Annotated in this window: 21 protein-coding genes and 1 pseudogene; 2 read left to right on the forward strand and 20 right to left on the reverse strand. The window is 50.0% G+C overall.

The window, feature by feature from the left end; genetic code table 11:
* Positions 1-15: 15 nt before the first annotated feature.
* The 16 genes and pseudogenes from traQ to GFB57_RS24955 all read right to left on the reverse strand — a co-directional run bounded on the left by traQ (position 16) and on the right by GFB57_RS24955 (position 16,921).
* On the reverse strand, positions 16-540 hold the full coding sequence (gene traQ / locus GFB57_RS24875) for a conjugal transfer protein TraQ (RefSeq protein ID WP_040231200.1): 525 nt from the start codon (positions 538-540) through the stop codon (positions 16-18).
* Complete coding sequence (gene traP, locus GFB57_RS24880) at positions 540-1,310, reverse strand: conjugal transfer protein TraP (RefSeq protein WP_052463736.1); 771 nt, start codon at positions 1,308-1,310, stop codon at positions 540-542. Before traP ends, traQ begins: the two co-directional genes overlap by 1 nt.
* Positions 1,294-2,610: a conjugal transfer protein TraO gene (gene traO, locus GFB57_RS24885; protein ID WP_153754037.1), complete on the reverse strand. Its 1,317-nt coding sequence runs from the start codon at positions 2,608-2,610 to the stop codon at positions 1,294-1,296. Before traO ends, traP begins: the two co-directional genes overlap by 17 nt.
* Positions 2,610-3,593, reverse strand: coding sequence for a DotH/IcmK family type IV secretion protein (locus GFB57_RS24890; protein WP_123924694.1), 984 nt, complete (start codon positions 3,591-3,593; stop codon positions 2,610-2,612). The genes traO and GFB57_RS24890 overlap by 1 nt, the downstream gene beginning before the upstream one ends.
* Before the next feature lie 10 nt (positions 3,594-3,603).
* Entirely contained in the window at positions 3,604-4,305 is a 702-nt protein-coding gene (locus GFB57_RS24895) for a DotI/IcmL/TraM family protein (RefSeq protein ID WP_040231195.1), read from the reverse strand.
* The gene (locus GFB57_RS24900) at positions 4,302-4,661 is read right to left on the reverse strand and encodes a conjugal transfer protein (RefSeq protein WP_228553289.1); all 360 of its coding nucleotides are present in this window, start codon (positions 4,659-4,661) and stop codon (positions 4,302-4,304) included. The genes GFB57_RS24895 and GFB57_RS24900 overlap by 4 nt, the downstream gene beginning before the upstream one ends.
* Before the next feature lie 1,289 nt (positions 4,662-5,950).
* A pseudogene (locus GFB57_RS25870) lies at positions 5,951-9,166 on the reverse strand (LPD7 domain-containing protein); the annotation flags it as partial.
* Between the two features lie 361 nt (positions 9,167-9,527).
* Positions 9,528-10,067, reverse strand: coding sequence for a hypothetical protein (locus tag GFB57_RS24915; RefSeq protein ID WP_153754039.1), 540 nt, complete (start codon positions 10,065-10,067; stop codon positions 9,528-9,530).
* 40 nt (positions 10,068-10,107) lie between these two features.
* Positions 10,108-10,395 carry a hypothetical protein gene (locus GFB57_RS24920; RefSeq protein ID WP_040231189.1) on the reverse strand — a complete coding sequence of 96 codons (288 nt, stop codon included), beginning with the start codon at positions 10,393-10,395 and terminating at the stop codon, positions 10,108-10,110.
* On the reverse strand, positions 10,392-11,552 hold the full coding sequence (traJ, locus tag GFB57_RS24925) for a plasmid transfer ATPase TraJ (RefSeq protein ID WP_153754040.1): 1,161 nt from the start codon (positions 11,550-11,552) through the stop codon (positions 10,392-10,394). Before traJ ends, GFB57_RS24920 begins: the two co-directional genes overlap by 4 nt.
* Before the next feature lie 11 nt (positions 11,553-11,563).
* Complete coding sequence (locus tag GFB57_RS24930) at positions 11,564-12,370, reverse strand: type IV secretory system conjugative DNA transfer family protein (RefSeq protein WP_153754041.1); 807 nt, start codon at positions 12,368-12,370, stop codon at positions 11,564-11,566.
* Complete coding sequence (locus tag GFB57_RS24935) at positions 12,367-12,840, reverse strand: DotD/TraH family lipoprotein (RefSeq protein ID WP_040231184.1); 474 nt, start codon at positions 12,838-12,840, stop codon at positions 12,367-12,369. Before GFB57_RS24935 ends, GFB57_RS24930 begins: the two co-directional genes overlap by 4 nt.
* A 132-nt stretch (positions 12,841-12,972) precedes the next feature.
* On the reverse strand, positions 12,973-14,181 hold the full coding sequence (locus tag GFB57_RS24940) for a conjugal transfer protein TraF (protein ID WP_153754042.1): 1,209 nt from the start codon (positions 14,179-14,181) through the stop codon (positions 12,973-12,975).
* Between the two features lie 102 nt (positions 14,182-14,283).
* A complete protein-coding gene (locus GFB57_RS24945) occupies positions 14,284-15,120 on the reverse strand; it encodes a hypothetical protein (RefSeq protein ID WP_040231179.1) in 837 nt (278 codons plus the stop codon).
* A 144-nt stretch (positions 15,121-15,264) separates the two neighbouring features.
* A complete protein-coding gene (locus GFB57_RS24950; RefSeq protein ID WP_123924625.1) occupies positions 15,265-15,741 on the reverse strand; it encodes a hypothetical protein in 477 nt (158 codons plus the stop codon).
* Positions 15,742-15,760: 19 nt separating this feature from the next.
* Positions 15,761-16,921: a site-specific integrase gene (locus tag GFB57_RS24955; RefSeq protein WP_228553303.1), complete on the reverse strand. Its 1,161-nt coding sequence runs from the start codon at positions 16,919-16,921 to the stop codon at positions 15,761-15,763.
* 486 nt (positions 16,922-17,407) lie between these two features.
* On the opposite strand from GFB57_RS24955, the gene GFB57_RS24960 reads away from it, so the two are divergent.
* Together GFB57_RS24960 and GFB57_RS24965 are read left to right on the forward strand one after the other, a co-directional pair.
* Positions 17,408-17,713 (forward strand): hypothetical protein, encoded by a 306-nt coding sequence (locus GFB57_RS24960; protein ID WP_249457699.1) that lies wholly within the window; start codon positions 17,408-17,410, stop codon positions 17,711-17,713.
* A gap of 249 nt (positions 17,714-17,962) precedes the next feature.
* Complete coding sequence (locus GFB57_RS24965; protein WP_153754043.1) at positions 17,963-18,259, forward strand: hypothetical protein; 297 nt, start codon at positions 17,963-17,965, stop codon at positions 18,257-18,259.
* A gap of 603 nt (positions 18,260-18,862) precedes the next feature.
* Here GFB57_RS24965 and GFB57_RS24970 read toward each other — a convergent pair.
* The 4 genes from GFB57_RS24970 to GFB57_RS24985 form a co-directional block, all read right to left on the reverse strand.
* Positions 18,863-19,171: a shufflon protein C gene (locus tag GFB57_RS24970; protein WP_285279446.1), complete on the reverse strand. Its 309-nt coding sequence runs from the start codon at positions 19,169-19,171 to the stop codon at positions 18,863-18,865.
* 286 nt (positions 19,172-19,457) lie between these two features.
* Positions 19,458-19,865, reverse strand: a complete 408-nt coding sequence (locus tag GFB57_RS24975) for a prepilin, shufflon protein A (protein ID WP_290366983.1) — start codon at positions 19,863-19,865, stop codon at positions 19,458-19,460.
* Positions 19,866-22,019: 2,154 nt separating this feature from the next.
* A complete protein-coding gene (pilV, locus tag GFB57_RS24980) occupies positions 22,020-23,333 on the reverse strand; it encodes a shufflon system plasmid conjugative transfer pilus tip adhesin PilV (RefSeq protein ID WP_290366984.1) in 1,314 nt (437 codons plus the stop codon).
* Complete coding sequence (locus GFB57_RS24985; protein WP_119918917.1) at positions 23,333-24,301, reverse strand: ATPase, T2SS/T4P/T4SS family; 969 nt, start codon at positions 24,299-24,301, stop codon at positions 23,333-23,335. The genes pilV and GFB57_RS24985 overlap by 1 nt, the downstream gene beginning before the upstream one ends.
* Between the last annotated feature and the right edge of the window lie 4 nt (positions 24,302-24,305).

Raw genomic sequence — 24,305 nt, forward strand, 5'->3', positions numbered from 1 at the left:
AAAAAACGAATGGTGTTAAAAAGCGAGTCCGAAGGTGGAGAGTGCGGCATCGATGAGCTGAGGTGAAAAGACCATCGCGGTTCCGGCCATCAGCTTTACGGTCGCGGCACGAATACTTTCGCTTGAACTGAGCGCGGTATGCCCCTCAAGTTCTGAACGTCGAAACATATCGAGTGCCGCATAGACAAATCCCACTCCTGCGAGCCGAACCAGGGAAAGCACGGCGTTAGCGGCCCCTGCAGCAACGCCGTAGGTGGCGGGCTGCACATAAGCGATCGCATCAAAAGATGTGGCGCCAAAACCAAGCTGCGCACCACTGGCATTAATTATGGAGGGAAGGGATACCAGTGCGGCGCAGGAAAAAAGGCCAATAGCGAACCTGCCCGGAGATAAGGGACCACGACTGGAACGTTGCCGGACCAGTAGGGCGATGAGGCCAAAAAAACCAATCATCTCAGACCAACTGAACAGTAAATCCAGTCCAGCGGTGAAGATGCCCGAAGCCAGGTTCTCTATTAGCGTAATGGCATCCAGTGCCATTAGCGCAGGGTTCCTCCTGTTGTCACCACTGAGCGTGTGGCGGGATCAATCTGACGAATAGTGACTTTACCCAGCGTATCCCCCTCCCGGACGGACCAGGTACTGCCCTGCCATTTGATCCAGGCCATTCCCGACTCCAGTGACATGATTTTCATGCCTGAAATAGCACTGGCTACCTGCCGTTTTTGGAGCCTGGAAGCGGGTTTTGAGGTATCAGAGGCGCTTGCCCGGGCTTCCAGCACTGCCAGCTTTTGTATCAGGTCAGTAAGCTGGGCACGCGTTTCTACCGCGTATGCCTCATCCCTCTTGATAGCATCAGACAGACGGGTGACGCTGTCTTTCAGTGACGTCAGAGAGTCATTTATCTTTCGATCGCGGTCGTTCAGCTCGTCACGAATATCCGTCATCATGCTCGTCGTATCGCCCTGGAGCATCGGAGGTGCAGTTTGTGTCGCTGGCTGCGCTACGGGGATCGGGGGCCTCGTGGGCTGAATAGTCTCAACCGAACTGTGCGGTGCACCGTCGAGCGTACTTTCAACCTCACTGAAGCTGCTTTCAGACGGTGTGTTACTTGTAAATGACAGTGACGGACCGAACAGATACCAGAGACTGACCACTGCCAGAAGCGTTATCCCGAGAAGCCACGGCAGAGAATAGCCAAACAGCAGCTCCCGCTTCCAGAAAGGCAGTTTCTGACGGGGATCTGGCGCACCAAAATCATCCTCGTTTTCCAGCGTGTCTTCTTCAGATATGTCAATTTGCTGATTCATCATTGTTCCTCACGGGTACGGTATCGCCATATTGACGACGGATTTCAGCCTGGCGGCGCACGATGGCTTCCTGCAGGCGGGATTCTGTTTGCTGCTCTGCTGCAACGGGTGTTAGTACTGATGTACTGGTAGCGGGGAGTGCGACTTTCTTATTACTGATAACGTCGTCTGAAGTTACTGATTCAACGAAGAGAATGGAGATAACCTCTTTCTGCTTCACTGTGACCTGGCGGAACGGCTCGCGGGCCATCTCCTGTTTGATGACTTCCGCACCTGTCTGGGCTGTGCCACCGACCATTACGCCAGCTACTGTGCTGCCGTCAGGTTTCCCCACGCGTCCGGTGACGGTTCCGACGCTGGACTGCATGACCTGCGTGTTAGCATCTTTGTACAGTCCCCCCAGGTCGCCAAGACCACCTAATACAGCTGGCAGAACGATGTGTGTCCCCCATCGATGGTTGACATCGGAGGCCACCGAAGACATCAGGTTTTTCTCGCTCTGTGCGCTTGCTTTTACGTTCAGTTCCATACCGTTCCAGTTCATACTGGTGAATTTGATATCGAGTCCATTTCCGGCAAGTTTTACTGAAGGGCTATGAAGTCTGGCACCAGCCAGCGGCCCGGCAGGTATGACCGCAACCACCTCTGAGTTGGGGTTATCCGAATCCACGGCAGTCTCCATATAACCGGACGCACGAGTGAGTGCAGGGATGAAGACCTGTGCGCTTTCTGTTTTAGCTGTGGATTCTGCCTGGCGGCCAGCACCAGACGCTGGTGAAGTCCGCGTAACGCTTGCCAGTGCAGTGGCAAGAACCGGTGCATCACCGCCCGCCTGCGCGGCACTGATTCGCGTAAGCAGTTTCTGGAGTTGAGCCTGGCGTTTCTCGTTCGCCTGCTCTTCTCCGGCCGTGTTTTCCGTGCGTCGTGACGATTTTACCGACTGTGGCGATGGTGGATCTTGTGATGCTGGCTTTGTTACCGGCGGCTTATCAGGCGGGGGTTCCGTGACTTCAAGGCCTACCGGGAGGCTGGCGATAAAAGATGAATCAGTCCGTGCGGCTTCTTGCGCACCTAAGTCGTTTGAGGCTTTCAGCAGCTCACGGTATCGCGGGCTTTCCGTTGTGGTGGTTACGGCACTTGAGGCCGTGCCGTTAAGGTTAACGGCAGAATCCTTTCCTGAAGGGTCATGTGTCAGCCATGACACTAACCAGTAACCGGCAGTCAGTAAAGCTAGGGCTCCAAATCCGATTATTGAAATAAGTTTTTTGCCGTTATTTCCGGCATCCTGTTCTGCGCTCATTACTGAAGCTCCGGCGTGACGTTAACGGATTTCCCGTTCACTGAGAAGGTCAGTAACGGGGTGAGGGGGAGTTTCCAGAGATGTGTGCCGTCCGCTGAAGAAAGTGTCTGTTCAAACTCATCGCGAAGCATTGCCCGGGAACGAACCATCAGATCATCACCGCTTTGCCAGATGATGGTGTCTGGAACGTTGCCCTGGAATTTCAGGCGACGGGCATCTTTCGGTGGCGTGCCATCCAGAAAGGCCTGCAAAGTGGCACTGTGGAGTGCGATTTTATCGACGGTCACGCCGGGGAGTGCGGTGCCAGGCCCCAGGCGTGGGACACGTAAATCCAGCCGGCTGTCGATCTCCTGGCTGGCTGTGCGGGTGTCAGTCTCACCACTTGTCACGTTAATCATGATCGGAACATCGAGTCCCTTCAGATACACGGAAATGTTCCCTGCCGCCCACGGACGCAGCGGGGTTATCGCCAGCATGTTGGTGCCAGCATTGAATTTCACGTCAAAACTCTTCGGACTGGCATTAATCGGCGGATCCGACTGTGGCCACGGCGCACCACTGATGTCTGTCAGGGTAACGACGCTCTGGTTGTTCATGGCCGTACGTACCAACGGGATACTGGCTCCTGGTGAAAGATTAAGGGTTAACGAACTGATGCGCGGAACCACGCTTATCATTGGGGCATTTACCGACCGCTCGTTGTCTGTCAGTCGCAGACGCAGTTCGCGTATCTCATCCGCTGACAGAGGCGAGTCCATGCTTGCCGCTTCGTCTACCAGCGGTGAGCTTTGTCCTGGTGCCGGTAACTCCCCACTAATCCGGGTTGCGGGTACGTCCGTTGTATGTGGTTCAGCACCTTGCTGGGCTGGAGCTGCACTTGTTGCGCCAGGTGTCCTGGCGTTCTGCCAGCCAGTATTGTCAGCAGCGGCTGCGAGAGCCGGACCACACAGCAGTAGGGTGGTCATGAGATAACGAAGTTTCATGGCGGGAGCCTCAGAGGTTGCGGGGGGCGTTGCGTGAGATCATCTGGCGGATTTCCATCCCGACAGGTTTCTGTCGTGGATCTACGCGCTGGATGGTGATTTCGAAAACAAACGGCTGTTCGGGCTTGCTGGTTGTCTGACCAACCAGACGCAGACGTACCGGATATTGCATAGTCCAGAACCAGGTTCCGTCAGACAGGCGTCCACGCCGGATGACGACACCAGCCCCAACGGAGCCGGTAAGGTTCATACGTTCACGCTTCAGGGCATCATAGATATTGGAGTTAGTAAGCGCCTGGATGTAACTGGCGTGCCCTTCTTCAGAGAACAGCGAGGCCGTGGAAGATACCTGCTCACGATAGTGAACGAAGTCCAGGTTAAAGGCTCGCATCAGAGCCTTGCTGCCAAAGGCGATTGCATCGTCCTGGCTCCATGCCGGTTCGGATGTGGGAGCCAGGCGAACCAGGCGTCCGCTGTCGGTGGCAAAGTAATCCCGTGGCTGTTGTATCAGAGCCCAGGTTAAACCGGCGTTGAGTATTATGCTGATAAGTAGGCCAGTCCCCAGTCGGAGATTACTCTTCATCAGCTCTGGTGCCATTTTTTGGCGCTTTTCTGCCGTGATCATCATTTTTACGGCGTCGTTCAGCGGATCCTCCGTAGCGGAGGAGGCCCGCCCCTTTGCAGGGGGGGCCGGTTGAGTCAGTTTTGTCATAGGTTTCGGGAGTTGAAGTTTTTCCAGGGATCGATATTGTCTGGAATCTGTTCGTTGACCTTATCAAGGGCAGCTTCGCAGACCTTATTTTCCAGTTGAGAAATGATTTCATCGAGCCCGGGGAATTGCGGCAGGCTCACTTTGACGCTCTTGATACGGGACAGACAGGACTGCAGGGAGGATGAGACATTGCTTTCGCGCTGTTCCCAGGCTGTTGCGGCCGCCCTGGCCCGCTCATAACCAGCCTGACTACCCGCTTCAGCGGCACTTCCTGCTCGGCAGGTCGCCGCCGTAGCGGCGGTAGATAAAAGCATGAAGCCGGACAAGAGTCCGGCTTTAAGCATTTGATATCGCATTCTCTCTCCTTATCGGCTTAGCGGCCGGGGCTGTGGGAGTGTTCCTGATGAAGCGTTTTTTCCTGTCTGCCCTCCGGCTTTCGTGCGTCATCCCATTGTTTCCAGGTCTGTTCAAAACCAAGACGCTGGAACAGGGTGTCTGCCTGTTTTTCCGGTGTGTAGAGTCGGGCGGGAAGCGGTGTGTCCTCTTCCCGACCTTTCAGGTGGAACGTCATCAACTGAGGAGCGGCACGGGTAGTGCCGTCGGGTTCGAAATTCACCGCCTGTCCGTAACCCGCAAAGCGGGGACCGTCGTCGGTGATTGCATTGATAACCAACTGACTATTGTCGGTGGTTGGTGTGGCCAGTGCCGGATACAGTGTGCCATCCAGTCGCACCATACCCTGCAGATGTTCCCCCGCTGACTGTACAAGCAGCAGGTCTAACTGGTTTGACTGTGTGTCCATAGAGGCCATAACGGGTATCAACCTGTCCGGGGCGTCTGTGGATGGTGGCAAAATGCTTGCTGCAGCTACCGGTGACTTCACCGGGTGTCTGTCTTCACCCAGATAAAACTGACGTTCTTCCAGGCGAGGTGGCAGCTTCAGGTCTGTGGTGTACTCGGGCCAGGCCTGACGGATTTGCTGAGTGAGACGGCCAAACGTATCGACCGGAAAAACTTGCAGGGGTTGCCCCTGCTCTGGCCGATCGTGCGCCACGGCAAGGCCAGTCGAAGCGGACGTCAATGACCAGTTATTTTTTACGCGTCCATTTTCCTCTCCTGGTACATGCCAGCTGTCACGGGAGTTAAGCGTCAGTGTAACCACATCACCGGTTTTGTGGTTTTCTATAAGTTCTCTTAAATCCTGCCCCCAGTAGGTATGACTCCCTCCACGGTTCTGTAGCTCGATAAAGAAGCTCCCACCCTTTTGCTCTTTATTTTCGTAGGTCGCCTCGCCAAAGTTTTTCAATACCGCCGTGATGCTCTGCCCTGGTTTCAGTGTGGAGGGCGCTGGCTCAGCGGGCATTTCCGGGACCCGGATACTGTCGGCAGCCTTTGACGCGACAGCCTCAGTAGAGGTTGAAAACGCAGGCTGAGGCGTGCCGGGTTCTTGTGCCTGTGATACCGGGTTTGGTGATGCAGGGGGTGTTGGTGTGCCAGGCGCGTTAGAGGAAACAGCTTCAGGTGCGGCTGTTGCCGATGACAGTGGCGGTGCGGCATCAGGTGATGGTGTCTGCCGATTCAGATCCGGCGTAGGTATATGCGTTGTGATTGAATCACTGGTCGTCCCCATCTGTTGCCGAAGTGCCTCAAGTTGCGCGCGCTGCGCAGGCAACTTCATGCGGATATCGAGGTCATTTTCGATAATAAGACGCATAGCCTGCTCTTTAAACTCCGTACTGCCGGTTAGCTCCACCACGCCGCCGTAAAAACGTGATGCAACCGCCAGCGCGGCGAGTACCCTTCGTTTGTCCTGACTTGCACCGTTACACATTTCGAGGCGGTTGCCGAGATCGCGAAAGGCATCTTCCCCGTCGAGGCGGTAGAGCACCGTGTTGTCGCGCTGCTCTTCCGTTGACAGGGCTTTGATGATTTTATCCAGATCTTCACGTTGCAGCGGTTCCGGTCTACGAGGCCCATAGACAAGTCCATCCGCTTCATTCACCTCATTCTCTGCCGTTTTCGCCCAGTTCGGTTTCGGCTCTGGAATGTCTGCCTCTGCATCGGCTGTCTGAGTTTGTTCCTGTTTTTTCCCGGTTGATGGTACTCCAGGGGACTGTGGAGGGATTGGCAATTCAGACGAGATCGGTGCCGGGGGCTCCGCGTTTTTATCATGTAACGCCGCCTCAGGTTTTACAGCCTGTTTATCCGTTTCCTGCCGTTCATGGGCTGTAAGTTGTTCCTGAGCAGGCATAGGGGGTAAGTCATCAGACTGACTGTGCATCCATTCACCAAACTGTGGGTCGTCCATTTGCGCGCGTATGTCTGCATAATCATCCAGGTCAGGTAACGGTGTATGCGACCCTGCTTCGACGACGCTCTGGCTACTCTGACTGGAATCATCGGGAGATGTCCCGAGCGTCCCATCAGGGTTGTTCTGCGTATCAGGAATTAAAACGTCAGCTTCTATTGGGGGCATGGGGGATGGCTCATCGTGTACATCTGCAGGTTGAGGTTGTTCCGGCTCAGTCGGCGCGGGATTCTGTTCGTTGGCAGGAGTTGCCGGCTCTGGTTTATTGGGTTCTGCAACGAATTTCTGGTCAGGGTTTATGTTTACGACAGCACTATCAATAATGCGGCCCAGTGGCGCAGCGCTATTATCATGATTCAGGTCAAGGCTTCTTATTGCCTCCGCATATAGTCGGTTTAAGGGGGTAATATTTGTTTTTCTATCAGGGGGACTATCAATAGTTTCAACGAATGTATGTGTAAGTAGAGCCGTCAACCTTTCAGCTTCATCGGGCCGGTTTTGAGCCACTGTCAGATTTATTAGTTCAGAACGGATGGCTTCATAATGTATTGAAATATTCTGTTCCTTTTGCAATATCTCTGACAATCTCGAAGCATCCTGAGCAACGTTACTTAATGCCTTGTCTATATATTGCGTCATTTCTGCTTTTATATTTCCACCTGCAGAGCGCAAACGAATATTATCAATTAAATCCGTATTGATAATAGCGACATAACTATTGTCTTTTAATGCATCAACGCCTGCCTCTTTCAGAATGCTCATCCCCTGAGGGCTGCTGGCGAAGTTAAGAAAGGTGTCATCTATCGCCTTGCTGTCAGCGAGTTTATTTCCGATCTCTGAGCGAGAAACATTTTCGCTTTCATTGAGTTGCTGATGCCCCGATTTTCCAGCTTCTCTGATTCGTTCCCGTAGTTCATCTGTTAATGTGGAATTATCCCAACGATCTAAAACAACAGATTTAGAAGGGATCTCTAATTCATATATGTGAAAGTCCTTATGATTTATTTCCTCCATCACATACTGCACGCCTAAAATAGACGTGTCAGTATAAAAACCTTTCCCCACCAGATTTTGACCTAATCCTATTTTTTCAGAATCAATGGCACTGAAGGTGGCAGGTGAACCATGAAACAATGTTATCGTTTCACGCCCGACTTTCTGTGATGTCTGGTTTTCTGGAGGCTGCGCTGGTGCCTCCGTCGCTGGTTTTTCTGCTGCAGTGGCCTCGGCCAACTTACTAACGGTATGTTCACGGACGATGTCATTATCGGATATATGTGCGATATCCGGAGATTCATGATTATCCATAGCAGTTTCCTGAACAGGGGTGAAGACAAGACCGCCTTCTACAAAGGCGTTACGGGTTTGTGAGTTTGTGTTGAATGGGGTTTCTATCCCCATAGCGTGAAGCTGAACATTGATGAGATGCCTGGCGAGGTCTTTTCCTCTACTGAGGATCAAATCGTTGAAGTCAGTAAGGTTTTGTTCAAGCTCTGCCGGTGTAAATGCTGGGGCTATTACTTCACCGTTCGTCAGTTCGGCGGCCCTGGTGGCACTTAGGATGCCTTTATTCTCAGGCTCACCAGTCAACGGGTTTTTTAACTGATGGTCGTTGTCTGCGCAGAAGATAAACTGACTGTCAGGCCAGACGGCACGGGCGTTCTGACCAACGGCAATCATGTTTCCTGCATCAATAGTCATCAGTACCGGCAGACCTGATGCCTCATGTATGGAGGCTGCTGTTGCATATCCTTCAGCAAACAGCAGCGGCTGGCCATTCTGCGGGGTCCCCAGAGCAAACCAGTTACCTGTTTTTTCACTGTCTTTAAGAATCCGGGCGTCTTTCCCACCGGTAAGAGGAATACGCTGGTAAGAGCGAATGTCGCCATGCGCGTTGCTGAAGGGGATAACAAGCTCTTGCTTATCGTTGATTCTTATACCCGGAGCGGCCTCTACTCCCTTGCGGGTCAGGTAGGCGTTTGATGTAGCCTGTGGGTACCGGTCAACGTATCGGGCGGCATATTCCGCCTGACGTTTATACTGCTGCTCAAGAGCACGCGCATTGTCTTCACGGGTTTGCTGGGCGTGAGCCCGGAGATGAAGGCGCGCAAGCGGGTCCATCTCGCCACCACCTGAAAACACCCACTGCGTTGGTTTTGCGTCGGCGCTGCGATAATCGCGGTACCATCCGGCAGGGCGCCCATCCAGGTATGCTTTGTAAGCTCCGCTTTTGGAACCCTTTTTGTCCTGTTTTGTCGGTACACGCTGAAGGCTGCCATCCATCACGGGCACCCCTTTAACAATCAGCCCTGCTTCTTCGAGTTTTTGTGCAAACTCTGTTACCGGATCATCTGCATTCATCGACAGTTCGTGTGGCCGGGGCATCCATCGTTCGAACCTGCTCAGCTCGGCACCTGGTTGGGCATACCAGAGCCGGTGTTCATTGTCCCATTCAAGGGCTTTCTGACCATTGCTGAAACGTGGGTGGGCATTGATGGCTTCATCCTTCTCTTCATGAGGCACGGCAAGCCATACGCGGTGATTCTTTTTCATGACCTTGCTCCAGGGCGGAGGCGAATGGGATAACGCGGGAAGATGCGTTACGGTAAGGGGTTCATTCAGTCGCAGAGATAATCCGGAAAGGCATATCCGGTGGGCAGAAGCAGTGACAGAAAACGCAAGCATTCGTCTCAGATGCAGTTGCTGCTGATATTTCTGATATTGACTTATGATGGTTCAACTTCATATTTAAAAGATTTTTTGACTGCATAAATGACAGAATTAAAAGAGATATAAATCCCAGGGATACAAACCCATAAAGATGAATTAAAGACATAATCACATCATCCAATAGAAGTCTGGTGAAAATAAATATCTTTGATTTTGTGTTTTACAGGGTTACTTAATGAGATGTTTATATGATCTTTTTGCCGTCCGGCATAATAAAAAGTGAATGATGAGATAATTCAGCAATAACATCATTAATTCCAATGGCTGTCACAGCTGTCAGTACACTTCTTTTATTGAGAAAAGCATTTACGCCTATAGATATGTTTATATTATTTGGTTTTCCATCACAGACCATCAATCCTTGGTCTGAAAGAGTTGCTATCTCGTTAATCAAAGTTGTGACGCCGGAACCCGGTTTCCCAAAAACTGCAACAAAACAAGGAGCCATCTCTTTCAGTATGGATGCACATTCATTCGGATCAGGTCTCCAGAGTATTCCACGCAATTCAACGTCAAGCTTATTATAGAAGAAAACTCCGGGGTGGTGTAAACCTGATATGTTTATCATTCCATCTAAACTTTCCAGGGTAAGGCTTTCTAAACCTTTCTGAATTACCAGTTTAACCATTTCTTCTCGGTTTGCGGGGTATTGAGTGCGATTAAATAGCTCATATCTTTTTTTGTCGATGAGCGACATTGTTTTTTTACACAGGTTAATTATCATAATTTTCCTCACTATATTCGTTTTTATATTCCTAACAACTTCACAACCCGGTCCAGTCTCTCGGCTTTTCAATGAAATGTCGGTACCACCAGGGACGACCGGAGGCAATCTTTCCTCTGAAGGTACTAACCACGCGCAGGCAGATGGCTCGTATACTCCAGCCAAAGAAATTCAGTGCAACAAAGAATCCCAGAATGGCGGAACAGATATACAGCGTGTTCATGGATGGCCAGCGAAACCAAACCAGATACAGCAGCAGGAACGGCAGCGGAATACCAAAAAAGCTGACCGGCGGAGTGGCATAACGCCAGAACCCTTCTCGTTTCATTGCGTTAGTTCCTTACCTGACAGATAGAGCGCCGCTTCATCTCTGTCTATGTCACCTGTTACGAAACCTTCCCGCACCTGATCGACAATACGCCGCTTTTCCATCCTCAGAATGGTGTCGATGTGCGCCGGCCACTTTTCTGACGGGATATTCTGAAGCGCGTCGCGTAAGTCATCGTCGAATACGATGTATTCCCGAAGGGCACGACGTTTGCCATCAGTTGTTTTGACAAGTACCTGGACTGCGATGAAACGCAACATACCAAGAAGCTCCCACGCGCGCGCGTCTCGAATCTGAGGCGGGAACAAACCAAGTAATCGGTTCAGGGTTTCACCCGGTGACTTTGAGTGCAGAGTCCCGATAGTCATGTGTCCGCTTTCCCCGGCCTGAACAGAGGCTTCTGCTGTTTCAGTATCACGGATCTCCCCGATACCGATGATCTCCGGGTTACGGCGCATGGCGGAGCGAAGCCCATCTGCAAAACTTGCCACGTCACGGCCTACCTGAGCCTGATGCGGTGGCAAAAGGTCATCGGGACGGCCAAGAATGTACTCAACCGGATCTTCGTAGGTCACAATCTTGCGGTCAGGTTGAGTGTTCTGACAGTGTCGATACAACGCCGCCTGAAGTGTTGATTTTCCGGAACCTGTTTCGCCGCAGATGAGACCCAGCCCGGTTTTTGGCAACATGGAGGCTGCCAGATCAGGCTCTATACCCATCTTCAGAAAGTCGGGAATGATGTGTGGGATCACGCGCAGAGTGACGGATAATGCCTTTTCTTCCCGGGCAGAGGTTCCCTGAATAATGTGCGCGCGCAGTCGCACGCGTTCACCCCGTTTCAGGCCATAACGCCCGTGCATGTCGCCGTCGATCTGGATGGCTCTGTCCGACGGTTTACCACCCTGCACTCTAGGGCGCACTTCTGGTCCCAGCAGGTCATCAAGCATATTTCCCAGCATGGTATTCGGCAGTACGGTGTCGGAGACTCTCTCACGCCGACCGTAACGGCTAACGGAAACGGGAGATCCACCGACCAGGTCCACGTCACTTACAGCTTGTGCTGAGCACCAGGCAAAAAATGCCCTGAACTCGTCGGCTGTGAAGGCACCACTAAATGGAAAAATCCCGAACTTATCCGGGATAACAGATGTGTTCACGAGAAAACTCCTCACTGAATGGTAACAGACGGGCGCCAGCGGGACTTCTGGAGCTCAAACGACGCATGTGATTTGAGTCGGCGTACGCGATCGCCAGTAATGAGTTTCTGCCCACTGCCGGTCACAGTCTGCTGTTGTTCGGTAACTTCCGGTCGGGAAATCATTCCCCGACGCCAGAGCAGGGAGTAAAGCATCATGCCCCGATAATCACGGGTGAGCTGATTCATACTGGCTTCAAGGGTCAGATCGGCATTTTCGCGACCTTCCTGCCAGCCTTTTTTCAGCGCGTCTTCCCATACCTTTCTCTGAGAGCTGTCTTCCGGTACGACCAGCCCTTCTGTGCCCGGGGTTGCCGTGGTGGCCAGCCCGCGAAGTAACCAACTGCGCCAACTGGGCGGGTTACTGACAAATCTCTCCGGTCGGATAATGGTCCAGACCTTTGAGGCGGTGCGGATTTGATCAGGAGTGATGCGTGCAACGTCCTGCGCTTCATCGATAACCGGCGGCAGCCAGCCCTCAGGGCTGATAAGCGGCCGGAAATCGTAAAGGGCGTTGAGGGTTGACTCTCGGGCATTTAGCGCCTGGGTCAACTCCCACGCCCGCTGAGATTTACCCCCTCGAAATCCCAGTGTTCTGCCAGCATCAGTAAGCATCTGCCAGCGAGTTTCGGAAATACTGTCAGGTCTCTGTCGCTCCGGATTGAGCCAGGCCTGCATATCTGGTGGAGACACACTCGCATCTGTTGGTGACGCAGGACGATCGGTGGCACAACCGGTCAGGAGCAGTACAGGGAAAAGTAATAAGAGAAAGCCTTTCATTTCTTACTGGTCTCCGGTTGCATGAAGTTGAGCTGGAGCAGTCCCGGATACTGATTCAGGGTAGCTCGCCATGCTGTCTGCGCTTCAATCACGCGCAGCACGTTGCTGAACGTCATACCCCGAACGTGTAGCGTTACGGGTAGGGGCAGACGCACGCCGCTGTAGTTGAATTGCAGGCCTCGTGCACGCGCCAGTTCAGCCAGTAACTCCACAGCATCACCTTCCCAGTCGAAGGAAACCTCAGCACTGTTAGTACGTATTATTTCCATGGGAGATGGCGCATTTTTCGAACCGGACCAAAGACCGTTATTCCACATCTGATATTGCGTGTGACGGGCAACGGCGACAGATGATGCTGCACCGTAGCGGTCGGGAGATACTGAAGCTGGAGGTGTCGATGGTGGACTCCAAGGCTGGCAGCCGGCAAGAAGGGAGATAGCCAGCACGCCGGGAAGAATTAAGTAGTTCATAGTAGTTACCTTGCCGGGAGGGCGACTGAGGTTAAGGCCAGAAGATTCAGGGCGACGGAGTTTTGCAGACGGTAGAAATATTGATCGGAAGTAAACGGCAGAGGAAGCCCATTGCGGGCTTCCCAGTGATTATCAGAACGTGAACTGCAACTGCGCAACAGCGCCGTAGGTACGATCAGTTCCGGCTATACCGGTAAGGTCCAGATGTACAACATCAAACGGAGAGAAGCCCAGACCAGCGGTGAAGGCGTTACCCTCGCTGGAGACCATGTTCTGGCGATAGCCAGCACGGACCTGCATCCAGCTCCAGGCGTTCAGCTCAGCCCCTACACTGGCGAACTGGCGTTTGTCATCTCGCTCAAAACGGCTGGCTTCGGTCAGATCCACATCGAGTGCGGTGGTCAGGATGTTGTTGCTCCAGGCGACGCCAGCAGTGGCCTGAGGTTTCACTTTGAACGTTTCTTTCTCGCCGTTCACTTCTTTAGTGTCAACACTGCAGGCAATGATGTTCTGTACCGCCAGACCCAGCATCCAGTTATCTCCGAGGTTTGTGGCCAGACCTATGTCGGCGTTAAATCCGGTTTTGGTGTTGCGGTAATCGTCTGAGTTCACGTCATTTTTGTCGAAGTCGTTTACCGTTGCGCTGTAATTGAAAAGATCGATTCGCTGATACTTGGGCGTAATGCCCAGGGACCAACTGTGTCCTGCCGTTTCAAATTCATGCGCCATAGCTACACCTACGTCGGTGATAACGGCCGCCCGACCATAGGCACGGGACGTTAGTGCATCTTTGTCTACCGCATCTGCTGGTATGGCCCCGCTGGCGATTTTGTCGAGATACTGCAGATCGTGGTCGCTGACCGTGCCGTTTACGGAAACGGTGCCCCATGATTTCACGACAACAGCAAATGGGAGTACTTTATTCGGGGTGGTGGCAATAACAGATGCCCCGACCTGCCCATTTGCCTTCACATCTTTCAAATCTTCCAGCTTATTGCGTAACGCGGCAGCGCTTTCGCTAACACCGCTTTGGCTGTCGACAGCATTGTCAAAATTGTTCCACAGATCTTTCACGTCATCGGCAGTATCAATGGCCTTATCGGGGTCTGCCACCTGGACACCCACAGACGGCAGCACCAGACTGAAGTCATCATTCGCGCCAAACTTCGTCAGGAGTGCCGGATTGGATAAGGCGGCAGTGCCGTAGTGTGCAGAGGCCACGCCGGTGCCCCCCATGGCATCGCTGCGGGCTTCCATGTAGGAGGTTGCTGCACCTGCATGAAAAGTCATCATGACGGCGGAAGAAATCAGTGTTTTTGCAATGTAAGTCTTTTTCATCATTAAATTTCCTGTAGTCAGGTCTGGATTTTGGGCAAAAGAAAGTCCTGATGCGGCAGCATCAAAAATTTCTTTTTCTTTTTTAATTCAATATTTCTGCGTGGTTTAAAGCTGTCTGAATATAAGTGCGGGTAGCGTTATTCCTTGTTCAAGCGCTGTGGATAGTCCCTTGCTGACCGTGACGGTGCGCAGAGTGCCTGTTGCGGCATGTTCCCTGAGGAGGCGTTCTTTCCAGTATTTTTGCTCTTTGTCCAGAACGAGCGGAATAATGGATAACACCGGGAAATATGTCAGCTGCGATGAAGCAATTTTCTTCTTAATTAATATGCCGGTTCGTTCCTGATATTCATCCTCACCTGTATTTTCGGTCGTCCAGAAAATAACGCTGTCATTATTATTCTCATCTGAAGGAATTATCATCTTCCGTAAGGCATCTTCCGTTTGTGGCCATTGATGTTGAACCAGGGTGGTGTCGACCGTTGGAACATTCCTGCCTAACAACCAGTCCGGTGAAACGAAAAACCACTGAGCGAGCGCCTGCAGGAGCGGAGTGGACAGATAGTCCATCGTTCGTTCCCTGTCCTGCAGTACGCTCACCCGAACATTCCATGATGAAAGCAACTCTGCGATATCAGTCGGGTTAAGCTCATGTGCCTGCATCAGCACTTCAAAGCGATCGATGATACTAAGCGCGGTATTGCTGAACGGCAGGAAAATATCGCGCAGAGAACCTTCTATAACCAGATTCAGTAGCTCCGATTGAGATATCCCAATCTTGCCTGACAACTCATCAATCAACTGGCGGGTGCCGGGCCTCATTCGGAGTGATGTGGTCTGCATAGGCTTCTTTTCATTGCGCTGAAGCAGTTCTGCAATCCTATTCCGATCAAGGTCGGGGAGCGCCAGAAGCGAGGTGAAAATCGCGGTAAGACTGTTTGCCACGTGGCCCCCTTAAGTAAAATTACATCTTGCGGTTCAGTGAGTTAAAGAATAATTAATCGTGTCGCGCATGTATAACGAGTTAATTCGATCGTGTAGATCGACTGCGTTTGCGTGTGCATTCTGATTGCGTTAGTGCGCTTGGTTTTAACGCACATTCCGGCGCGGTCGAATAAGCACAAGCACGCCGGTTTCAGGTACGGTTATCCAGCGCCACTCCTGTATCAATGTTTGCAGGCGTATCCCATTTCTGACGACAGCAGGAATTGAGACTGTGGCGCAGCGCCAGCGGTGTGTATCGTCCATTTTTCCCATCAGTACGGTCATGCTTTTCATGTGTGCCGGGCGCATCAAATGGGATGTGAAGTACACGGGGGCGCTGTTCCTTTGTAACGTCAGTTGCAACGTGGCAAGAAAACTACGGTGAAAGCGCGCTGCACGACGAAGATTAAGATGACCAACCCGGTCAAATGTCGAAAGGTGCAGGGTAGTGTAATGCTTCTTTCGGTGACGAACCGAGGCCGCACGAAACCCTTTCCAGGGCGTCACGGCACTAACGATTGTCATTACCGGGCAATACAGCAGTAATGTCAGTGGTACTGCTGAAAGGATAATCAGATACACAGTCCCTCCAGGATAAAGGTTACGCCCGGGCCGAGAGAGCCTGGGCGGGGTTAAGCGGACAAATCATGATGTGGTCGTTTGTCTTGATGGGGAGTTCCCCTGGTGCAGGGACTCGTTCGCCGCGCTGGGCTGCAAGTGCCAGAGTGCGCAGTAGCAGTTCGCTGGCGCGGGTCAGAGCAAGTTCGCGGGTCGGCGCCGACACCATTAAGTTTTCAAAGTCGCATAGCATCACTCTTATGTCACCAGTACTTCCGCAATCCTGTTCTACCAGTGCGGGATAGGGTACGAAGTAGGGGGCAATCTTTTGAGTCTGGCGCCGTCGCGCGTCCAGCTTGCTGACCAGTTGGTAGGCTCTCAGATGGGTGTAGCGTTTAAGCATATTCATCGACCGATGACCCGAAATGGCAGCGACTTCCATAACGTTCAGTGTACCGAGCTCGAAAAAGCGACTGATGGCCTCGTGTCGAAGATCATGAAAATGCAGATTTTCGATCGTGAGGGCCTTGAGGGCGAGCCGCCAGGCGCTTTTGAAACCGGATGACGTATATGAAAATACTTTACCTTTGAGCAGGGCCGGCATCATCTGAAGTAGATTGCGTGCCTTACGTGAGAGGGGGACGTCACGCGATGACCCATTCTTGGTGTCTGGCAGGTGTGCTACGCCATGCTGCAGGTCAATATATTCCCATTTCAGGTTAAGGATTTCACCCTGACGCATGGCCGTTTCCAGCGCGAGATGAAAGATTATATACAGCATTAAGTTTCGCTCGCGGAAATACCGGGACAGTCTGCGCTCTTCAGTGGATGTCAGGCGGCGATCACGACCTTTTGATACTTTTGGTTTACGCACTAATTCGACCGGATTGCTACGGCAGGTTCCCCATTCCACACGTGCAATACCGAAAAGCGATGACAATAGCGCCAGCTCAAGTCTTACTGTATTACCGGTGATAGGGTTCCCCGTCCTGGGGTTGCGCTGGGTCAGTCTTTCATCACGGTAGGCGGCAATATCAACCGTGGTGATTTCGTCCATATTCCTGCTGGCCAGTGGGTGGCGCTTAATGACGTTGGTTCGGTAAAACTCCTGAAGGTGACCCTTTTTATGAACGGATACTGATTCGTAATATTTATCGAGGCCACGACTGAGGGGCATTTTTCTAATACGCGCAACGGAAGACATCATTACTCCTAAAAAGGTGAAGAAAATAAAGCCTTCAGAGAAAAATGCAATAATCCTGTCAATCCGGTGTGTGGGCTAATTCTGGGGAAAAAAAAATACAGCGTTACACATGGTCAGTAAATTCAGGGAATAACTACGGCGATATTTGCCAGACTTCCTTGAATTCGAGCGGGTTAACGGCACAAGGTTGGATCGCCACTGGATCTGATGCTTGTACAGAAGATAACCAGACTTGCACTATAGACAACGTTAGATGTTTTGCAGTCAGACTGAATTAATTAATCTGTCAATCCGGCGTGTGGAGCGGTGGCGGCAAAGTTAGTATTCAAGGTTGTGCCTGGTTCGAGTCGCCAGTGGCGTACAACTATTTTGCAGGTGGTGCTGGCGGTGATGTAACGTACAAACCTGTGATTTGTCCTGCTGGCTATGTAATGACCGGCACGCGAATGTTCGGCGTATCTAAGAGCGTTGACGATGAGCATGTCGATGCGTATTGCTGTCCATTTAGCTAACTGTCAATCCGGCGTGTGGAAATCAGCCCGTTCAGATATAGAGAGTTTCGTTGTTATTGGTGCCAGTGGCTGCAATAAAACCTACTCATATGCTGCATGTCCGGCTGGTAATCGGTTGTTATCTGGCGGATATAACCTGACCTATTTCTCAGGCAATGCCAGTAATGCCTACAACGCCCCTGACGGCAGTTATCCCGATGTAGCTAATAACAGATGGGTAGTCACAGGGGCTGGTTCAAATAACAACTGTTTTGCAGCTTATGCAATGTGCGCAAGGTAACTGTCAATCCGGCGTGTGGCGCGGTGCTGGAAAGATAAACAATTCCGCTTGTCAGTGGATAGTTTCACCTGATGCGTGGGTAAATCCAGGACAGCGACAGTTTTATAAAACTGCTTTATGTCCTGTGGGATTTGTTCAAACAGGAAGTCGATTCATGTTATGGCCTAAAGCCTTAGATGATGAGCATGTTGATGTGTATTGCTGCCCATTTAGCTAACCTGTCAATCCGGCGTGTGGAAAAGCGGAGATATGATTGTGCAATTAGGCAAGAACGGCTGGTCATGTAATCCCCGAACTGGTCTTATCGAACAATGGGGACAGGGCGGCGCTCTTGGTAATGATGGCTCGCGTTATGAATCATTTCCGCACTATATGACCGCCGCATTTAGTGCAACTGTTACCGCAATTAATATGCCGAAAAACGGTGTACGCGGAGGTGATATGGGTGCTTACAATTTATCGAGTTCCGGCATGCTAGTGACTAACGACGATTATCCAGTTGAAGGTTACTACTGGAGAGTAATCGGTTACACACCTACGTGCTGAATTTACCTGTCAATCCGGTGCCTGGCGTTCCCCCTCTCCATCTGATGGCATTTACACCTCTCTCGGAGCGTTTAAAGGCGTTTTTAGTAGCAGCAACACAACTGGAAAACAGTTTAAAATCTATGCCTGGGGAGGCAATCCTCCCCCCCAAAAAATCAACTTTGGTAACTCAGATAACTGTGCAAATACGTTTTCACTGACAGCCTCAGTTGGCGGCTACACCGTCGCAAATTCGGTAGACGGAAACTCACAGTGGGGTAAAAGTGGTAGCATTGTTTTTGACGTTCCGAATGGCTCTACGTTCACAATCGCATCGAATGGAATGATGAGCTACGGTTGCGATTACGGCACGTTCAGCGTGTTTCGTTTCCAGTAATGCAAACAGCCAAAAAGTAGTGACATGCGCTGTAAAATCAATACCCTATACCCATTATCACGGACATAAATCCCTCCCTATCACATGACACATATATATCATCAGCAAGTGGGTCGCCACGCCCAGAACCAGTGGCCTTAATATTGGCATTTCTAATCGGCTGGCCTGTTCGTGTATCCCTGCATGGGATTCTGTAAGAGGGTTTTGCCCACACACCGGATTGACAGTTAAATCCCAGCACCTGGTAGATTTAAGCAAGTGACAGTGATTGTTCCTCCTGATTCGTAATCTCCCCATCTTGTATTGGTAACAAACCAGCGATTTGAACTATCTGCATATACCTTTTGAAAGCCGCCAAAAGGTGAACCGTTCAAGTGCGTCCATGAGCAATAAGCATGGGTTCCAATATCCTTATCAGTGATGTTCTTCCCCACATTAAAAGCCTGTATAGAGAATTTGTTTTGGAATGATTGCCACACACCGGATTGACAGATAAATTTTAGTTTGAAGTACACAACGCAATAGCTGTCATACATGTGCCTCCAGTTACACCACCACCAGTATAGATGAGCCACGCATTTTCATTTAGTGATGGTCTGCTATCATCTGGAGAGTTCCAGCCGCTTCCACCGCTCCAGCGAGTGAGAGAGTACCCGCCACTAATCATTTGCGATCCTGACGGACAGTATGCTTTCGAATATTGGCCACTACCGCATGCCTGATTGCCATTTACCACATTACGACTGCCTATTCCGTTGTTTTTCCACGTACCGGATTGACAGGGATGTAAGGTGCTGAACGGGGCGGTAAATTAACCGCCGATCAGTAGTAAGTAACGAGACTAAAGCTACCGGGGGAGCATCCATATGAGGGTAATGGGCTTGACGTTATACTGAACGTCGCGCCAGCCGGAATTATAAAATTTATAGAGCCAGATTTGCTCCAGTCTGAGTTAGCTGTACCAGCGGATGTAATGATACGACCATCAACTATTCCTGTAAGATCCCAAGTATTACGGCAATTGTCGCCGTCTTTAATTTTTCTATCTACAGTAGAAACGCCACCAGAAGCATAAACTGTCATTGGACGTCCAGTGCCGTTAACCGATGTGTAAGTTGAAATAAATGCTCCGAGTGAAGAGTAACTTCCGTTGTAGTTTGTGCTGGATGCCCACGCACCGGATTGACAGTTAGCTGAAAGGGCAGCAAAGAACATCAACGTGTTCATCATCTAATGCGCCAGGCCAGATCATGAATCTACTACCAGACTGAACTGAACCAGCGGGGCATGTTGCAGTTTTATAGAATTGCCTTTTACCCGGATTCACCCAGGCATCAGGTGACGACACCCATTGACAGGCACTGGAGTTAATTTTAGCGCCGCCAGACCACACACCGGATTGACAGGCTAGTTAATTCAGCCTTACCGCAAAACATCTTACATTATCGACAGTGCATATTTGGTTATCTTCTGTACATGCATCAGAACCAGTGGCAACCCAGCCTTGCGCCGTTAAGCCTTTAGAATTGAGGGAAGCCTGGCATGCGTCGCCGTAGTTGTTACCAGAGCTAATAGACCAAGTTAAACGTTCAATAGCCTTATTACCTGCTCCAGCCCACACACCGGATTGACAGTTAAATCCCAGCGCCGGGAAGATTAAGACAAGTCACCGAAACTGTAGAGCCAGTTTGGAAGCCGTTATAAGGAGTATTGGTGACTCTCCAGCCGTTGTTCCCGTCACTATATACCTTTTGAGTTCCACCCAAAGGGGCGCTGAACAGATATGTCCATGAGCAGTACGCATGTATACCGATATATTGATCCACAACATTTTGCCCGATGTTATAGACCTGTGTGGTGAACTTAACTTGGCTTGATTTCCACGTACCGGATTGACAGGATTATTGATACCCATACACACTGAAAACACCGGAACCGCATGATACGTTTTCCGTTGGGTATGAAGTGATACGAAATGAAGATCCCGGAGGAACTGCAAAGCTAATAAAAGCTGATTTACCAAATGATGGACTATTGTCGGCATTCACGCTTATCAACGCACTATCTACATAACCTTCAAGCCTGGATACATTGCGGCAAGAACCACTCCCGGCGCTGTTCCCGCCTTGAGCAAAAACCCAAAGCGTAGATGTGCCGGGGTTTGAAGCGGAATAAACTCCCCAAAAACCACCAAGATAAGTATATTTTCCTGAATTTGAATCACCGCTACGCCACACACCGGATTGACAGTTAGCTCAAACCTAATAAAAAGCCTCTGTCTAGACCACGGTCAAAGGCATGTTGCATAAACAACAATTGAGGCATTTTGCTTTTGCGTAGTATCACAAGTACCACTCCAGCCGTTGTCTCCTATAGGTAATGAATGCACAAGCCATATCGACCCTCCGGGCGTACTACAGGTGGCTCCACCCCCAACTACTTTTTTTCCCGCTGGACACCAAGCGGTTGTAGATGGGAAACGCCATGCGGTAGCAGTAGCACTTACGATCTGACTATTACCGGCTCCAGACCACACACCGGATTGACAGGTTAGTTATCAGCGCAGTAAGCAACGGCACGTAAGCACTGTCCGCCACTATTTCCTCCTCCGGTAACTATCTGCCATGTATTTTCACTTATAGGCTGGCTTGAATCGGGGGCGTTTCTACCGTCGTTTCCTGACCAACCAGATAAAGTCCAGCCGCCTGAAATAACACGCTGACCACTAGGACACACGGCTTTAGAGACTCCATGCTCACCACAAGCGCTGTTTCCATAAGTGCGCTGAAATGATCCTAGGCTAGAGCTTTTCCACACACCGGATTGACAGTTACGAACAGCTTATTATGAAACTACATTTACCCGACAGGTCAGGTCTGTTTGTTCCTGGGTGAAAATTGTATTCATCATAATAACCACACTTTACTATCCGGTTTGCATCAGCAGTCGCTACCTGCCCAGCAAAGTAATTAGGCTTCCAACCGTGGGGGTTTTCACTGTTACTAACACTCCAGCTACACTGGTTTTGGATAAAGCCATTTGGTAGTGGTATTTGTTGTCCATTACCGATTAGGCCAGTGTGTACAGTGCTTCCCCCTGAATATTTCCACGTACCGGATTGACAGAAACATTCCACGATTAAAAATCTACGCAAACAGCGCGGCAACTCGCATCATCAGCACGAAGCCGCCAAGTTCCTGAGTTGATCGGATCTTCTTTTAGTTCGCAATGTTGATTTCTATTATCTTCTAAGTAGAAGTATGACAATGCGCAAAAATCATGTTGTTGTGTTGTCCACCCGGACGTATAACCAAATGCGCTAGCCGACATTGTACTTTTGGTTAGTTTGAGCGTTTTAGTCCACGCACCGGATTGACAGGTGTGTTATTCGCACATTGCTACAGACTGGAAGCAGTTATTATCGCCATTTGAATTAGTCACCCATTGGGTTGTATTTCTTGGGTACGAGCTATCAGGCGCGTTGTTACCGCTGCCATACCAAGTTAGCCTCCAGCCGCCTGAAGCAATAGTTTTACCTGAAGGACAAGTCGCTACAGACATTGCAGTAGACGAGCATGTAGTGTTTCCGGTGACGATGTTTTTATCCAAAAGTTTAGTGCCTACCCACGCACCGGATTGACAGGAAAGTATGCCACCCGCTGCATCGCGACCTACAAGCCCATTTGGGGAACATCCCCACCCCGCAGTGGCAACTCCATTGATCTGCAAAAACTCATTTGCAGTCATACGGCCATTGGACTGAACAGTACCAGCTTGAACTTGACCACCTGTATAAATACCCTTGTTTTGATAAGCGCGAATCCATGAAGAATCCGTCATATGAAAACCGCCACCCCATTTCTCACTATACCAACCAGTATCACCGCGAGTACGGAACCATCCCCCCGTATACGTTTCTCCAGCCGTATTCGTCGTTTGCGCGGTTACAGTACCTGTTGCAGTCATGTTTCCGGTAGAGTTAACTGCCGCGCCCTGTACCGTAGCGCTTGAAATGACGTTTCCTGATGCATCTATATTTTTTGCATGCGAAACATCATTCCCCCCCATGTTCAAGGCTGTACTCATAGTGTTTAGTTCAGGATGACCAGGCACAGACTTTCGATACAGGTAATCATTTGAACTAACGGTGTTTTTATAAAACTGAGCGATAGCAATATGTCCATTACCAGGAGATACACCGAACGCAGCCAAATCTTGAGTCCAAGCGCCTAAAGAACCTTTAGCGATACCTTTATCAACAAAGCCCCCATCGGCTCCAATTCGTGTAGCAATTTTACGCGCTGCTGAATCACTAAGGGCTTGACCATTAATAGTCACAACTAATGTTTGAAACTTGTTAGCAGTAGGCTCTAAAACTCTTATTTGATAATCTTGACTAAAGGTGTTTTTAGGAGCAAACCCGGTTGGTAAATAACCATTATCAATCAAAGTTTGCGTATTAAAAACATAAGGTGCTGTAGGCGTAGCCCCCGCAGATATAGTAGCCGCATTATCAGAAATAAATTTCTCAGCAGCATTTGAAACTCTTGTTGCATGCTGCGCCGCATTAGAATATGACTGGTCGTTTGAAAAATAAAAAAGTGTAGGGATAACTAACATAGCTAAACCTGCAATACCTAATGCCCATCCCCCTACCCCATCACCAATTTGCCAAACGCCTTTTTTCATATTTTTCATTAATAATTCCCTCGCGTATTGTTTGTTCTTTGTTGATTGAGGTTTTTAATAATTTCATTTAACCCTAAAAAATCACCAGATGAAATTTTAGTTCTTATTTTTTGCCTCTCATTTTCATTCTGCGCATGAAATGCAGTGATGTTAACATTTCTATCCACTACCGCACCGTTACGTTCCACGTAATCCATCGTCTGGTGCATAACAGCACAAAGAGAACGTGAAATAATAGATTTAGAGTTAGTATTCTTTTCTGAACATAGAATATCAAATCGCTCTATAGCATCAATAATACTATTTGCATGAATAGTAGCAATTACGAACATCCCATTAATAGATGCTTTCAGTGCTTCATGCGCAGTATCAGCATCACGAATTTCACCGATTAATAGATTACTAACCCCCATTCGCATAGCTTTCTTTAAAGCAGAGGAATACCCTTCGTGCTCACCGATTTCAAGCTGTATGCACCGACCATCACCATGACGGCCATCGAGCAAAGTTTCAATAGGATCTTCAATAGCAACTGAAAGACTTCCAGCTTGGGAAGTTCTGAAACTAAGAACAGAGGCTGCCGTTGTTGTTTTACCTACCCCCATTTTACCTGACACTAAAACAAGTCCAACAGTCGAAGGATTAACAATTAAATCTAAGACAAAAGGAGGTATGCCTACTTCCGAAGCCGGAATGATTTTATTTTGAGTTTGGCGAATTACATAATTAATTTCACCAATAGTATTTTTTGATAGAGTTACACGATAAATGACACCATCATGTCGAACAGAAAACTCTGTTCTCCCACTTTCATTATGTTTTGAATAACAAACATCCTTGAGTTCATTAATATCTTCAAGAATATCATCAGGCGCAGGTGCGAGCAGAACGCCCGCACCAAACAACCCCTTGACCTCCATATAATGTTCACCAATATAAATATCGGTGAACAAAGTTTCGTTAAGCTTTCTTTTCATATTG

This window comes from Citrobacter sp. S39 (assembly GCF_009495675.1).
GTDB lineage: Bacteria > Pseudomonadota > Gammaproteobacteria > Enterobacterales > Enterobacteriaceae > Citrobacter > Citrobacter freundii.